This is a genomic window from Mucilaginibacter ginsenosidivorax, from assembly GCF_007971525.1.
GTDB classification, from domain to species: domain Bacteria; phylum Bacteroidota; class Bacteroidia; order Sphingobacteriales; family Sphingobacteriaceae; genus Mucilaginibacter; species Mucilaginibacter ginsenosidivorax.
This window is the reverse complement of sequence record NZ_CP042437.1, coordinates 5,419,285-5,436,068: the sequence shown is the minus strand read 5'-3', so window position 1 is coordinate 5,436,068 and position 16,784 is coordinate 5,419,285. Positions and strand designations below refer to the sequence as shown.

At 42.5% G+C, this 16,784-nt stretch carries 8 protein-coding genes; 4 read left to right on the top strand and 4 right to left on the bottom strand.

All coding sequences use genetic code 11. The features are described 5' to 3' along the window. Positions 1–28: 28 nt before the first annotated feature. Positions 29–2,224: a sensor histidine kinase gene (locus tag FSB76_RS22685; protein WP_225976283.1), complete on the bottom strand. Its 2,196-nt coding sequence runs from the start codon at positions 2,222–2,224 to the stop codon at positions 29–31. Between the two features lie 842 nt (positions 2,225–3,066). Beyond that, positions 3,067–6,747, bottom strand: a complete 3,681-nt coding sequence (locus tag FSB76_RS22680; RefSeq protein ID WP_147057423.1) for a hypothetical protein — start codon at positions 6,745–6,747, stop codon at positions 3,067–3,069. A gap of 87 nt (positions 6,748–6,834) precedes the next feature. Between FSB76_RS22680 and FSB76_RS22675 the strand changes: the two genes are divergently transcribed. Beyond that, the gene (locus tag FSB76_RS22675; RefSeq protein ID WP_147057421.1) at positions 6,835–7,194 is read left to right on the top strand and encodes a hypothetical protein; all 360 of its coding nucleotides are present in this window, start codon (positions 6,835–6,837) and stop codon (positions 7,192–7,194) included. Between the two features lie 59 nt (positions 7,195–7,253). Here FSB76_RS22675 and FSB76_RS22670 read toward each other — a convergent pair whose 3' ends face one another. Beyond that, the gene (locus tag FSB76_RS22670; protein WP_147057419.1) at positions 7,254–9,851 is read right to left on the bottom strand and encodes a KAP family P-loop NTPase fold protein; all 2,598 of its coding nucleotides are present in this window, start codon (positions 9,849–9,851) and stop codon (positions 7,254–7,256) included. A gap of 926 nt (positions 9,852–10,777) precedes the next feature. Between FSB76_RS22670 and FSB76_RS22665 the strand changes: the two genes are divergently transcribed. Continuing rightward, entirely contained in the window at positions 10,778–13,285 is a 2,508-nt protein-coding gene (locus tag FSB76_RS22665) for an MBL fold metallo-hydrolase (RefSeq protein WP_147057417.1), read from the top strand. Positions 13,286–13,349: 64 nt separating this feature from the next. Next, a complete protein-coding gene (locus tag FSB76_RS22660) occupies positions 13,350–13,598 on the top strand; it encodes a hypothetical protein (protein ID WP_147057415.1) in 249 nt (82 codons plus the stop codon). 797 nt (positions 13,599–14,395) lie between these two features. Here the strand turns inward: FSB76_RS22660 and FSB76_RS22655 are convergent. Beyond that, a complete protein-coding gene (locus FSB76_RS22655; RefSeq protein WP_147057413.1) occupies positions 14,396–16,114 on the bottom strand; it encodes an ATP-binding protein in 1,719 nt (572 codons plus the stop codon). A gap of 166 nt (positions 16,115–16,280) precedes the next feature. On the opposite strand from FSB76_RS22655, the gene FSB76_RS22650 reads away from it, so the two are divergent. Beyond that, on the top strand, positions 16,281–16,541 hold the full coding sequence (locus FSB76_RS22650) for an ArsB/NhaD family transporter (RefSeq protein ID WP_225976282.1): 261 nt from the start codon (positions 16,281–16,283) through the stop codon (positions 16,539–16,541). Positions 16,542–16,784 lie beyond the last annotated feature (243 nt).

Below are 16,784 nucleotides of genomic sequence, written 5' to 3'. Positions count from 1 at the left end.
TTGTTTTAATAAGTGTTGTTTTATAATTTTAGCGTGTATGAAATGCTATTTTTATAACCAGCCCATGAGCATTTGACACCGATAATTTTCCACCAAGCTGTTTGCTTAAACCCCGCATGAGATTAAACCCCATCGAATTCATTTTCTCCAGGTCAATGTCAACGGCAAGGCCCCGGCCATTGTCGGCTATTTCCAATAAATAATCGTTTTCCCCGGTTTGCTCAAGGGCCACCCGTATATAACCATCCCGATGACCGTTAAAAGCATATTTAATTGAATTGGTAATAGCTTCGTTCAGAATAAGGCCCATAGGTACGGCAATATTTACTTCAAAGTTGATATCGGCAACTAATTTCTCAAACCTGATGCGGTTGCCCAAATCAAAGCATTCCTGCAGGTACCCAACCATATCGTTTATGTAATCAATCATGTTTACCAGCATTAAACTATCTGACTGATACAACTTTTGGTGTATAAGGGCTATTGAATGCATGCGATGTTCGCTATTGCGAATAGCTGCCAGCGCTTCTTTATTATTGATAAACGACGATTGCCGCTGAAGCAAGCTCATTACTATTTGCAGGTTGTTTTTCACCCGGTGATGAACCTCTTTTATCAGCCATTCTTTTTCTTCCAATAAACTATCTTTTTCGCTCACCAATTGGTTCAGTTCTTTATTCTTACGATCTATCTCAATAGTTTTTTTTTGGTTTATGCGATGGCTATTGTAAAGTAAGCCTACAACAATTAAAAGCACACCAATACCTATCAATGTAATATTGCGTGAGTTGGTGGCATGGTTCGCCTTTTCATACTGTAACTGCCGGTCTTTTGTAACGGATACAAGGTCGCTCTCTTTCTGATCGGTGGCGTATTTTATTTGCAATTCTTCTATTTGTCCGCTTTTTGTGGCATTAAAGATCGAATCGTTCAACCGTTTATACTGCTGAAAATACTTGATAGCAGACCAGGGTTTCCCAGCAGCAGAATCTATTTTAAAACGCATTAAATTGATATTCCTTTCGCGGGATAAATTAAAATTCCCCTCGTTCAAATCTTTCAGGTAATAAGCCGCCTTGCTGTATTTTTTTTGTTGTACATAAAAATTGGCAATATCATACGTACCTATCTCTCGCAGGTAACCGGTACGCGAGTTCCTGTAATACATCATCATTACCAGGTAGTATTTTTCGGCTAACTTATACTGCATAAGCCCATCATAACAATATGCCTTTACCTGGGCGGCCATACCTCTCACGTCATCGTCTTTTGGTGGGTACCTTTTTTCCAGATCTATGATGTAGCTGAGCCCTTCGGCACTGCGCCCCCGTTTGTTGAGGTTAAGCGCCAAAAAACCAGCCGTCCGGTATAAGCCCGCCGGTGATGTGTTGGGTATATTTTCCCGTAGCGCCAATGTTTTTTTATACCATTGTATGCTTTCGTCTACTTGTCCCAGTTCGTCATAAATCAGTGCCAGTTCGCCATATAGCACATCTTTATTAACTGTATCTCGTAACCGGTCCATACGGTTCATCGCTTTCAGTAAATAAAAGAGCGACATGTTGTTATTGCCCTCATCCCTATAAATCTGTGATAAATTTGCACACAGCGCATTAATCTGGGCAAAGCTGGAGGTTTCAAATTTTTTAATGATATCTATAGACCTTTTCCTGTAATACCGATTATAACCGCGGGCACTAAAAAACGTGGCTATAATAATTCCCCTTTCAACAAGAGCGCCGGTATCCCCGGTGGTTTCCAGCAATCTTATACCTCGGTTATAGTATTTTTCGGCTATTTCGGCTGCCAACTCAGGATTTCTTTTTCCGGTATCTGTCATTTTATTTAACACATTCTCGCCGAATTCCAACCACGTTTGCGCCTGCTTAGCAGTTTCCAGCTTTGCTTCATGTGCCTGCGCCACAAGCGTGTAGTATCTTTCGGCAAAAGGCAGGTTATTGCGTGCCAGGTACACATTGCCCAATTGCAAATTACACCTGTTTACCTCGGTGCTTCGGTGTGCCGCTGTAGCCATCAGGAGTGCTTTGTTCAAATAAAACTGCGCACTATCTAAATGATTTTTTTGATTATAATGCGATAAATAGTAAAGGCCCAATTGATATAAAGCCTTAATACGCGATGTGTCAGGCTGGTGATGAACTGATTGCGTATACAATTGCTGCTTTAGCTCCTGGGCGGGGCAAAATCCTGGCAAAATCAGCATTAAAATTGCTAACAGGATTGTAAAATATTTGCAATTGACAGCCACCGTTAGCCAGCAGTTTTTTGGGATATTCGCCTTTCTGCCTGCTTGTTGGGCAAGGGCTGGTAACTGATGACCCATTGAATTTATTTTTTGAAAGTTAAGTAGTTAACGAGTTGGTGGCGAACATGCTTACCCAAATAACATACCAATATAAACATTTTTGTTTCCGGGCGTTATGCGAAATATATCACATGATTTAAAAAATCTATTTATAGCATACCGCTAACCAATAACAGCATATTCATATATATTATTGATTACCAACCAATAATTAATAAAAAAAATAAAATCGTTCTTCGTGATGATTAAAAAAAATCAATCATCATCACAAAATAAGAAGCCGACAAAAAATCAGGTAATTTGCTGCAATTAAGAACCCTAAAGATAGATTGAATTTATTTTTTTTACAGCTTACTTGCCGATACAGAAAGTAATGACACACTGATTATCAATCAATTAAAACATCCAAGATACAAATCAGTAACAAAATGTTTGACATTTTTTCCGGCCCCTAGATTATGCAACTTGTACCTATTGTAGTATTTCAAAAGTAACATTTATTTCTTGGATTTATGTTTTCAGCATTCACAACGCAACGTGAGAAAATAATTTTTACTCACTCCGCTTTTTGGTTGGGATTGAATTCGATTAGGGAAAGGTCGAAATACGTCCGGAAACTCCTGAAGATCCTTTTCGGTGTGCTGACGTCGTTAGTCAGCATTATTTTAAGAATCGCCCCCCGCATGGCTCTTCAATCATGAAAATATTCGCTGCGTTTTGATTTTGTAGTTATAAAGCAATTATAATGAACTTAGCGAATTCGGATTTCGTTTCCACTCTTGAAAATCGTAAAACGGAAGTCCCTTATAATTTTTTGTAATGAATGGAAAAGGGATTTTCTCACTGGTCAAAAAGATCGACTTGATCTGATAATCAGCTATGTTGATTAATTTATACACACTCACTATTTCAGCGAGGTTAGCAACCAGCCATTTATGCCGCTTTAAATGCTTGCCAATCCATTCTGATTCGAACTTTTTCAGTTCCGACGCAAATTCACTGGTGATCCTGGCGGGGGTGACATGTTTACATTCAACAGAAATGATTTTTTTTAAATTCAAATCGATAATGAGAATATCGATATCTCCGTAATTCTTATCCGCTTGAAGCTTGCCCCTTTCGTCAATCTTTACCTCACGGTCAATGATGTAGTGATCAGCTGCGGTAACTTCAGTAAGCCACGCGAAAACCGCTCTCGTAAACCGTTTCCCTTTTTCATGAAGCAGCGTACTGATATAAGACTTCATTGCAGCACTCCGGGCGTTATAACGGCCATCCGAAATGATATCATCCAGGTACTGGTAAGAGAGCAACGCCTGGCGCATTCCCCAATAAAATAAGTTTTGCCCCCCGATGACTATCTCCATAATCGGCTTGCGCATGAGCGATAAACTTCTTGTATATCTCCAGGGATAAATATCGGTTATGCGGTAGCCGTCCGGCAGGGTCTCCCATGTTCCGCGTGTTGAAAGGCTGAACTGTTGCAGAAATGAATCGATAAGTTCTTCTTTTAGCGGGTATCTTTCCTGTATCAGGCGAATTATTGACGCTCTGCTGCGTACCACAACCCCATCTGGTGTCTCAAATCCCTGATCAACCAAGGTCATCAGCATATCAAGATACGTCGACCAATTGAATCCGAATTCTGCTTCAAAAGCATGTTCTCTCGTGCTGTTGTCTCTCTTTTCTTTTACAGGAGACGTGCCAACTGCCTGCATCTCCTCTTTCGATACACGTTCGTCTATCGCCTCATTCTTTTTCGCAACATTATAAGGGCGGATGGATTCATTAAGGAATTTTTTTCCTGAGCCTACGCGTCCCGACGGTAAGACACCAAGATCCAGCTCGTTGACCCCAAAATTGAGCTCATCGCTGATAGTGCCCCAAACAATGATTTCTTTAGTGAGCGCCAACATCCGATCATAATCCTTGTTGTTAACCATCTTATTGCCCGATGGTGGGATAGCGACCACGATCTCAATCAGACAACGAAGTGCCAGCGTGGCCTCTTCAATCTCCAGGTTTTCGTCAATAATCTCTTGCCGCATCGACGGTACTCGTGAAAAACAGGCCAGTCTCGATGTTATCTTTTGTCCTGTCATATGTTTAAGGCGCCAAAGGGACTCGTTCATGGCGAGCAGGTAATGTAATAACGATTGGCTCGGAAAGTTGTTAATCATTTCCTTTAGAGCATTAAAATGATAGGCGACGATAGCATTGGACAATTTATTTTTCTCCCGTACGGTAACCAAGTCTCCTACCGGATACCCGGGTGCAGCGTTAAGCCCAAGATCATTGAGGATGGATTGAATCTCAAAATCCGCAACGAAACGGGGCTCAGGAAGTTGATGGGCATGCAGCATGGGATTTTTCAGGGTGTCAAATCCCATCATCATGGTTTTCTTTCCCTTCGGCGCATATTTTTCGATGATTTCATCTGCGTTCAAAAGTTGTTCCAAACCGCGGGAAGAAAGACAATGATTGTAGCCTGTAATCAGCCATCTTAAAATAACCCGATCATTGTTGTTGTTCATGCCATTGACCAGATAAGCGAGTTCAAAAGGCACAATTATCTCGATGAGCTGCGGCTTTGCCATTGCGGAAAAAAGTGGCAAAACTGTTTCCGGATCCCAGGCTTCATCAAAGGTATACCCGGCGTATTTCTCCTCATCTTTAAGGATCAGCTCATAGTGTATAATTATTCGATTTTCATTTACGAACGGGCGCTGCAGCTCTTCACCAATTTCCCACAACCAATAAGCAACTGATTCCATGAGCATCCAGGCTGTTTGACGGATAACCGGGTTACTGCGTTTAGAGAACTGCACATGTACCCAGAAAGAAACGTGGTCGTTTTCTACATATTGTCTGGGCAAAAGATTGCTTTCGTTTGGGAGATAGATATTTATTTCCCGGTGAGAAAATCGCTTTTCTACTTCGACCAGGGCGTTCGCTAAAGGTACCAAATGGATATCGGTTTTGTCCTGAGCCTCTTTTCTGAAGTCGTTGGCCAAACCGATATCGATCCAAACCGAAGGGTACCGGTGCTCATCTGTCAGATAAAAGCTGTCCTCATGGAGCTTGAAATATGCATAGGAGTCCAAAAAGCTAAATGATCGGATCTCGCCATGCAGGGCGTAGTCCTCTCGCGCGCGAAAGTAGTGCCAGAACCGTAAACCGTCTGACCCGGAATCCCGAAGCGTCACATAACGGAGGTCTGAGAACGTCAAGGCGACTATCTTATGCGCGGCCTGCCGGAGGGCAATGGCGAACTCCCTTCCTACCGGAGCATAAACGTCGAGATATAAAACCTCATGGTTCGGGTAATGATTTAACAGATACTCGCTGATAGCCTCTTTTCTCTTTAACAATACTTCGGCTGGAATAAAATGATTTTCTTTCGTAAAGAATATTTCTGTGTTATAGGATTTAAAAAGATCGGGAATAATGGTGATCCAGGCAAGTTTATCCTCATCGAATTTATAAAGCAGCTCGAGTTCAAACAGGGGGTGTCCACTTGATACTGCAGGCACATTTTCGATTTCATCAAAATCAATCCTCCTGATCAAATTCCTGACACGTTCTTTGAGCACTCGTTTGTATTCCGCCAGAAAACTATCCAATATTTTGTATTGGAGAATCTTTTTGACTATAAAATGTACTAAGGCTGCTGCAATCCCCTGTAAGTTAATGATGATCAATTGATTACCTATTTGGTACAGTGGCCGCGTGGCGACCGGGCTATTCATATGATCATCGGTAGCGATAAATGGGGAATTGGCCTTACATGTGAACGTATCGATGATGGCCTTCCGGATCGCTATGTCGTTTAGATCGGGCTTTAATATATCATCGTATAAAAATTGTACAGCAGCCAGGCCTGCTTCCTGTTGTTGCCTTGAAGGAAAAAATACGGGTTCGTGATGCCGTTCCGGGCTTGTCGAATTCCTCCGATAATCCATTCTTGCAGCTACCTGGTCACTCATGATTAAAAGCGCGCTCACCGCGAAAAACACTTCCTCTTTAAACGCTTTGGGAAATTTATTTTCGGTCATGAATATGGTATCGACCAGATTTCTCAATCCGTTATGGCTATCTGCGAACACTTCCGGGAATATTATAAAGTTTCCCCCATGGAAGAGGAACAACTCGGTAAATAAAATTTCCTGCGGATCTTCGATATTCCATGCGTCAGTTCCCGGTATGAAAACCCGTTCTAAAACTTCAGCCAGCTGTGCCGGGGAAATTCTCGCTGCCTGGTCGCCGGCTTCCATCCTGATAGCAGCTTGTAAAGCTGTTGTTATGCGTATACGCTGCGAATGATTTTCAGGAAAAACGTTCAATGAACTCAACAGGAGAATAATGCTGTCTTTTGAAAAATTGCAGAAGGCTTTGCTGAGTTGCGCGTATACATCATCCATTGAATAAAAATTTAACAACTTTAAATTTACTAAAATGATGGACACTATTTTTAACTTTATATGCAAATAGAGCAGGCTTAATTCAACATGAATGCAATTGACAAAACGGTAGGGTTTACTTACCAGAACGATAACTTAGAGATCAGGCTCGAAATTTCCTCGGCACCTGACGACCTCTTTATCGAAAACCTGGACCGGTCGAGTTACGAGGGCTATACGTACGTCGTTAAGATAAGCAGCTCACCTTCGATGCCCCGGAATTATCCGGATAAGCAGGAATTGATCTTCATCCTTTTTAATGGCGGCGATCAGTTGCTGGGCTATTTAGAAAATAATGTATTGAACAGTTTGCCGGAAACCGGGTTCACGCAGACACTTGGAGCAGTGATCCTGGAAGCGCTTTTATTGAACGATGACAACATGGTATACCACGCGGGAATTTGGTAAACAACCGGTTATCGCTTTTCGAACAGGAGGAAATGCTTACACAGGCGAATTACTAATCATTACGTTATTTGGCCACGGGGTGAAACCTTGATGGTTTTGAAATCGAATGGCACGGCATTTTTAAAATTCTCTTTGGACAGTTCCTGGTAAAATTGGCCAAACTCGGCTATAACCGCGCTGTCAGGCCCATCATACTTGTCGAGAAAATCACCGAACGCATCGAAACTGCCAAAGATGGTTGGAATGACACCGCTGATGAACATGCGGTCGTCCACGAAAGGCGGAAAATCTACAATAACCGGGAGGAAAGTGTCAATATGCTTGGCAATGGTGGCTATCATGACTTGATTAGCCTCATCGGGATAAATAGTTTCGCTTCGATACGCACCGCCCCCTGTAGGCGTCCATTCCTTGTAAGAACACGCATGGTACAAATTCCAAAGCTGATAATCCCAGGCTTTAAACTGGCTGACATAGCTGTAAAATAACTTCAGCACCATTTTTAGGCGTTCAGGCTTCGGAATCGGGAATGAAATTGATTCGTCAAAGCTCTTGTTCAGGTGCTCCAGGAATGTGGCGTCAAATGTGTAGGGAGACGTTGCGCCGGCAAACATGCGGTACAGAAAGGCGGCATAGTCTTCGTGTCTGTCGTCGTAAAAGCCCTTCGAAATCCGCTTTTTGTAATCACTAAGCAGTTCGGCAAGCTGACGATGTTCGAAGCCATATTGGCTGTTATTGTCCGGTTGCCGGGCAAAATAAAAGATCCCTTCTACTACCGTCTCGAATTGATGACGATCTTTAAAAGACTTGAGTTGTAAAAACCTGCGGAGCACCTCGAAGTTCAAATTTTCCTTGTTCCATTCGTCAATCTGCTTTTTCAATTCTGCAAATGTCCCGTTAATCGCCTTTAAAAAATCATCTTCCGAAAGCTTGCCTTCCAACATACTGTAAGAGAAATACAGCTCGAAACGGCTGGGATGGACTACGGAAAGATGGCTGCGAAACCGGGCAGTCAAAGTATTGACGCCGAACAGTCCGTCGATAAGCGCGACAATTTGCGGAATTTCGTATTCCTCCACAGACAAGCGGGAGGCATTTTGTTGCAGGAAAGCTTCGAACGCTGTATGCGCTTTCGTTAAAGTTGGCGGTTTAGCGCCATTACTGTCATTTTTTTTAAGCTGATAACCCTCGGTGCCGTTATGTTTGTCATCAATATGCAGGAAGGCGGACGATCGGCGATAAAAGGCTTCATAAACGGATGGGAACTTGAGCCGAAATATTTCCAGGCGGATAAATTCAGAAAAAACTACTTCGGTTAATAAGTTATCAAGGTTTAGTTTAATACCATTGCTGAGCCGCGTGACATCTCGCAGGGTTTCGATCCAACCCTGAAAGTAGTCCGGGTAGGCAAAAGCCGTACCGACAATTTCCTTTTCGATAACCTCATGATAGCCTTCGGGGTAATAAGCCTTGAGCAGATCTGCCAGTTTTCGCTGTATGACCGACGGATGAAAGTACGGCAGGTTTACCTCAATTTGAAATATTTTCTCCAGGAAATGGTTGTGGTTAAAAGCATTCATTGCTTTAATAGCTGTGAGTACGTAATCGCGGTCGTAAGCAACGATAAAAAACGTATTGCTAAAACTTGCAGTATTACGGATAAGCCGGATAACTTCGGCAATCTCTTCTTTGTCAAGCCGGTCGAGATCATCAATGTAAATAATAATCTTGCGGTCTATCGCTTTAATTTCCTTATTGATCTGCTCGTGCAGGTCATTGAGCGAGCGCTCGGGCGCGACAAGGCTTTTCAGTTCTTTCGCAAACTTTCCCCAGCCTTCGCTGTGCAGATTAAGAAGTTTGTCGGTATAAATATCAAGCAGTGCCGGTAACTGGGAATGGTAAGGGCGGATACCACGCTGGACCGTATCAAAAAAGTCCTGAATGATGGCTTTGGGACTAATTGAATTCCAGGGATCAAAGTTGATCACAATAATTGGCTCCTCCGCCATGTTCCTCTTTAACAAATCAAAAAACGAAGTTTTCCCGCTTCCCCAGCGGCCATTAATACCTATGGCAATGGCCGTCTCAGGACGACTTTGCTTAATGCGTGAAGCAACTGACCTGACGTAGGGTTCATAGCCCAGCAAGTCGAGCCTGTCCTTCCCCAATGAGCGGTCATCGTCAAAGCCGTTAGCAGCCTTAATCACGGGCTTTTTCAAAAAGCTTTGTTTACCTAATAACAAGGCATTGAGCAGCGTGATCTCTAAAATGAGATCTGTGTAATAAAGATGAATGTAACCCCTGAGCGGATGCAACACCCAAATATTCTGATCAATACGGTAATGAAGGTAAATCAGGCAAATGATCAGCTGCAGGACGAACGCTTTACGAGAGGCGACGAAGCTGACAGTACGGGAGAAGAATAGTAAAAGTATGTACGCAGCAACCAACCAGAAAATGACGTTATTGGTAGCGGTCGAACCGACTTTTGAAAGTATGGGTGTGACGATTGCGAGGCTGACCATCTCTTCAATCGGTTTATGGAAGAGTATCAGAAGGGCAATGGGTAAGCCGTAACTCAGCACCATTTTGTCGGTTAATACTTTTCTGACACGGACAATCCTGTTGTTATTTTTTATTGATGATTTGTTATTCATGACAAGGTTCTGCAGATTGGAAGGCCTGTAAAAATAAGGATTGCATTGATTATAATTCCCGTAACCACTGTTTAAGCATCACAAAATCTACAAGCCCAATCTCCTTAGATGAAAAAGACATTGCTCAACATAAGTAGTTTGCGGTGTGGTCTTCCAATTTTTCATATCCAAAAAATGGGTGTTGCTTCATCAAACCTGCCTTGCAGTGCTAATGCTTCGGCGAGGTGTTCCTGCGCGTCATAATGATATCCCGCATTTAGGGAGATAGCGACTTTTGCATTTTTTTCAGCGGCAGTAAATTCCCCTGCAAATAACTGATACCACGCACGCTTACTGTTAACGAAATATTCGGCTCGAGTACAAATGAAATTAATAATTACAGATGTATATTGCCAATCAGAACCATATATAAGTCAATTTATTAAAGTTTCAGATTACATTCTATTCATTTCGCGATGGTAATTAACATTCAAGACAAGTTCATCGGATACCCCCATATCATTTAGGCTTCCCTTCGGACGAAGAATTTCTAAGATGGTTACAATAGGTTGTTTTAACGATACTTCAAAACGAAAATCATATCGCATTAAACTTTGGGAAAGTCCAAGAGATCATTCAGACAGCTATCTATCCAACCAAATCATTATAGATTGGCTGATTGATCACAAAAAAGAATTGGGGCCAGTTATTTTTCCCAAGTTCCATACTGTATTAACCGGACCTATAAATAACAATTGTTTACAATTACAACGATAAAATAAAATTATAAACAATGTATTTATTGGAACCCGAACTATAGGAAATAAATATTTGTAATACATATATTTATTTTCCTTAATTTTAAGTTCGATAGCCAATGCCAATCTTAGGTACCATCAAAGGTTTAACTATGATATAGCATCCTTTACCCAAACCTATCTTAAACCATGAAAATTCACATCCTCGATGTCGGCAGAACGAAATATGGTGATTGCATCATCATTACGCATAATGAAAAGGTTATCATGATCGATGGCGGACATCTTTCCGATGTCAACCTGATCCAGTTTCAGCTCGATAACATCTTCAATCGCAGGACAGGGATAGCCGTTGATCTATTGATCGTCACCCATTGTCATAGTGATCATATTGGATGTCTGCCGGAACTGATCAACATGAATATCATTGAGGTCGGGAAAGCGCTGGTTGCTGATGAGGAAATAGGTTGGGGAGAAAGTAAGGATACGGGTAATGACAGTTTTTCTAAGGTAAGACAGGGCCTTCGTTTCGCTTTACAGGAAGAAGACGCTGCATCATTTACCGACAGTGAACTGGAGTTATTCCTTTATGACGCGTTTACACTTCGTCAGCGATATGACGAGATGCTGAAAAAGATCGGTGATGCCCGCATCATCCGCTATGGAAATCATTCTGCTGAGGATCTGGAAAAGCTACTGGAAGAGTTCAGTGACTTTGGTTTAAAGATATTGGGACCGGACAAAGAGCATCTGGAAATCTGCAGAAAAGCGATCAGCCAATCCAATGACGCTTTTGACAGTATTATCAACGATTCGAAATTGGAATCTGACGCATTTGAAGATGCTGTCGATGTCTACAGGACTATTCTCAAACAGGTGGAAACCGACAATTTTGATGTCAGTGACAAAGCCAGTACCGGTGCGCCGAGGAATAACCAAAGCATCGTATTGAGTCTGGAAGCTGAGGGATGGAAAGCCCTGCTGACCGGAGATATGCAACTCGCAAAATCACAGGTTCAGGGCCTTGATGAAAAAATGGAGGCCTTACTTAAGATCATCGACAATAACGGCCCTTACCAGTTCATTAAACTGCCCCATCATTCCGCAAGTAACGGTATCAATGAAACGATCTTAAAGAAATGGAATGAAAATACCATTTTATTCGGCCATACAGGCGGGTGGAATGATCCGGCACACCCGGATGGGGGAGTCCTGAGGATACTGGAGAAATATAAAAACAGTCTCCTGTTTGCACGTACAGACAGGAATGGCATGTACATTGTAGAAAAGGATGAAAGCGGAGTCGCCTTTTTACTTACCAGGGATAACACCAACGATTTCAGTAAAAATATCCGTACTGACACAACAGTTCCGGGTCCGCTGCCCTCCTCTCCTGCTGCTGTTCCAGCATCTGTTCTTCCGGAAAAGGAAATCTCCAAACCGCCGCTAAACTATGCGAAACAGATGCAGGATGACGACAGCGTGGTGGAAATTACGGCAAAAGTCCCGCATACCGACACGAAAGTCACGCTTACGATAGAAATAGATACGTCTAAAAAAAAAAGCCCTGACCTAATCAGCACGACTCCTCCGGACAAACGAAGCAGCAACGGCGGAAGATTCGAAGGGTTATTATTTGTCACCTGCCTGAGCCGGCTCGAAAAGAGTCTGGGAACATCCCCAGATCCTATTGTGTCTGTCATTAAGAATTTCCCAGGCGTCTATTGGTTAAATATTGAACGCCCCGTCTCAGCTGCTTATTGCGCGGAGCAAGTACGGCAATATACCTCCCAGAGTACGATCAAAGGTGTCGTGATCATCGGCGGCTATGATATTATTCCCGCAGAACGGGCTGCCTTTCTTGATGAACAACTTCGGGAAGACTTGATCACCGAGGGAACACAAAGTGACGACAATGATGATTTTATCATCTGGTCTGACGACATTTACGGGGACAACGACAACGACGCGTTGCAGGAACTACCGGTAAGCCGGATTCCAGATGGCCGTTCGATAGAACTGGTCATGGTCTGCCTGCAGGCGCCGCAATTTGTTCCGGTGTCTCGTTTTGGCGTCAGAAACCTGGCCCGGCCTTTTGCAAACGATGTCTTTAAAGATATTCCCGGAGGTGATTCCGCTATAGAAGTGTCGGAAACCTTTGGACCTTCAAATGTCATAGGACACAGCGGCTGCGGCTCTTTCTATTATATGCTGCACGGTGCGGACTGGGACTGCACCCGATTTTGGGGGGAAGCGAAGAACCGCAGGACTGTTGAAGCTTATACGATCGAAAATGTTCCCTCTTCAGCCCCGGGAAGTATAATTTTTGCAGGATGTTGCTACGGTGCCTTAACCGTGTCGACTGCTGCTTCCAAAATGACAGAAGATACGACACTCAGTCAATGGAAACCGGACGAGTCGATCGCGCTGGCGTTCCTTAAAGCGGGAGCTCTCGCTTTTGTCGGATGTACAGGCGAACATTATTCCCCTCAGCAATCTCCTTATAATTACTATGGAAAGCCGATGCATGATCAATTCTGGAAAGAAATCAGGAATGGATCTTCGCCCGCTCTCGCGTTATTTAAAGCAAAGGAACAATATGCCAGAAATTTGCCGCATAAACTCGACCAGCATTTCAACGCGGCGGTCGAACTAAAGATTCTGCATCAATTTGTTTGTCTTGGATTAGGTTGGTAAGATATTTGCATAATAAATTATTATATTATACATTTGTATAAGAGTTTGATTAAATGGAGGTTTTATGAAAAAGGTCAGTTCATCATCTGTAGGAAAAAGTGCTGGATTCGGAGAATTTACGACTCAGAATAAACCTTCTTTGACGGAAACAGTGACTAAATATGGCGGAGTTGTCCGGGATTCGGACAATTCAAAGAATAATGGCAGTCTTTCATTCAGAGAGTCTACCACTGTTGGAAATGCTGCATCCGGTAAATCTTTGAATAAACAGGACATCTATTATCAGGGAAAGATTCTCGGATCTAAAGGATAAGATAATATTTATTTACTACGATATAAACGCCTGGATTCATTCCGGGCGTTTCTGTTACACATCAATTCAGGTGCAGTCAAACGACATCTTTCAGTCGTCCAGCAGAGAAAAATTTCTGTGACAGTCTGAAATTTCACTATAATCTTGTGGAATAAAATCAAATCTTGTGGAATTGGACAAGTCGAATGGCATCCGATCTTTCTCTGAAAATCAATCGGGACATTGGTCGAGATTTTTTTCTGTTCGAAGACAGAATTCTGTCTTCTTCCTTTGAATCTTTTCTTAGATCCTGACATTCGAAGACGGAAATCTTTTCACGTCCAGTATCTCTATAGAAAAATCAGGCAATTTAAGAGACAATAAGACTATTACTTGTCATAAAACTGTAAAATCACAACATGTCGGGAATAAACAAATCTTTAGACGATAAGAATTCGAATGAATTCCCCTGTGAATCCCTCGAAAAGTCTTGTTCAGAAAGATCTGACATTCATTTCTGCAAAGATTTCTCTGAACGAAGAAAATGATTGAAATCCTGACTGAAATTCTAAGACACTTTTCTTAAATCGACTTCCGGAAATAGACGAAATTCCGTGATTTCTGTGGAAATTCGACTGTTCTTTGTGGAATCAAACCGAATCAATTAGAGGAATAAGGGGTGTCCCGACCGGAATGAACCGGAACAAATCACATTTCATTCTTAGAACAAACGAATTCATTCTTGGTCAAGATCAGGAAATCTTGTGGAATTGATTTTCTTTCCGGTCTCAGCAGACTTTCCGATTTCCAATATGAATCTAGACATTCTCCTCATACTTGTCACTTAAGAAACCCTCGACATTCCGGACAGCAAGACGGGGGCTTTCACTAAACTGTTCAGCAAGCTGATAAGCTGTCGCACTTCCTTTTCCCTTTTTTATAAGAATGTCATCTTCCACCAATTTCTCGATCAGAAATTTCACCTGTTCCCGGTTTAATGATCCGGAAAAAGCGTCTACGAACAAGCCCATTTTGACACTATTCACTCTCTCGAACAGCTTTACTACTGTTCTCAATTCATTAACGGCATAGCTTCCGATTTTCAAAGGCACATTCAACAATCCCTGATAGAGTTCTCCAAGCACATATCGCTGACTACTGCCGCTACCAACCCTTTCTACCAAACGCAGACTTTCCAATCTTTTGATGACATCCTGGTGAGTCCCTGTAAGCAACCCCTGCCTGACCCTGTTCAGTGCTATTACTTCATTTACGGTCAGTTTCTCGTCTCCGCCAAGACTTTCATTCGCTTGTTTAATGAATACATTGAATGTCTTATCGTCCACAGATCCGTTCAGGATTAAGGATACCTGAAAATAATCTGAATGGGAATAATCGGGTTCGGGCTTACCCTGTGAAATGGTCAGATAGAATATTTTGTCAATTCCCTGACCGGACCGTTCAACCAGTCCTGTTTTCAATAAGATATCAGCCATCAATCGACTCCTTGGAGTACTATTAATCGACAACATATTTTCCAGGTTGACCCCTATCGGAAATCCTCCGGGACTGTTGATGATCAGTTTCTTGGGAAATTGCTTGATGACGATCTCTGATGTCAGGCGATAATCCCGGTGTGCGATCGCATTAAGCAGGGCCTCACGTACGACGATTTCGTCGAATACCGGCGTGTCAAAAATATACGGCCCCAAATTATTATGTTCAATGATATTTCGGGAATGGATCAGGCGCCAAGCTTCTTGTATCCCTATGAATAATGGCGCATTGATTTCCTCTCTCCATTCATGTGTAATGGAAGATTCATTACTCCGGTATTCGATTATAATTTTAGCCTGCGGCAAATACTGATGAATAACGTCCCTTTTTCCTAAGAGGATAAGCGCCGCATAAGTCAATTTATCATCACGGATCAATTCCAGATCCGACAAGGCCTGAACGTTCCCCAGTGACTTAAACCGGTCGTTTCTTTGCTTTGCGGCATAGTTGTCCTTCAAGATTGCGATCGCTTCAGGATCAAGATCATCGATCGAAATCTGCCGGCATAAAGTCGCTGAGAAATCGGGTTCCTGTTCCAGAAGAATTCTCAGGATTTGTTCATCAGACATGTTCCTCAAACTTTCCCCGGTGCGCATCAACGGAACGCCTTCAAATTTCATTAATTTACCGATAGGCCTGCCAGGAACAGTGACCACGACCACCCGGAGACCGTTTTCATGCAGCTCCTCTATCGACACCCTGATACCTAATCGTTCATAGGTCTCGTCAATAAGTTCGTTTATCTTACCTTCGCCGAAATTACTGCCGACTGTTTCATGCGGTAAATGATCTCTAAGGCCGAGAACCAGCCGACCACCTCCTTCATTACATAAGGCGACAACGTAACCTAAAAAGCATTTTCGCCTTTCTGACTGTTCAGTATGCTTTCCTCCGCTGTACTCGAAGTTATTTTTTGCTGCTTTGAATTCGATCTTATCTTCGGATTCCCGGAGATGTCTTAACTCTTCAATGGTTGACATGAATGGTTCGTACGCCGAAGGCCATGATAAGCGCCTTCAATTAAAGTTACTTTAATACTTTTTAATAAGTAAAATTACATAAATTCTAATAACTCGTCTTAATTGTTAATTGCCTAAGTATAAACTGACGAAGAATTGGTACTTATTTTCGTAAAAAATTCAGGCTATGTATATTTTTAACCGCGATACGCTCAAACCATTTGATGTCATTCTTTTCCGTTTTCCGGGCAACAAAACATCAGAAATAATACGTCGGATTTGCAAATCTGGATACAGTCATGCTGTGACGCCTGAAATGGTCAAAAGTGCCGTTTTGATCGGCTTGGACACAGGGCCTAATCTTTCGATAACCGGATCGCTGGCAACGATCTTATGGCTGGTTGCGCTCCGGAGGGAAGGACAGAAAGTAAGTGCCTGGACATTTTAAAAATAGGCAGCGTGGTCATGACCGCGGCGCTGATCATAGCGATCCTATCACTGTGGATTTAGCACAATATGATAGTCCTATCGAAAATAGAAAAGCTGAAAGGACGTTATACAATGTGTTTTGTTAACGGGACACCGTATATCCGGTTACGGCCTAAAAGACGAACGCCGGTGCCGGATATCGTAACTGAAGGCCCTTCACTTAAACATGATTTTAATTCGCATCGATTTTTGGTGTCAAATG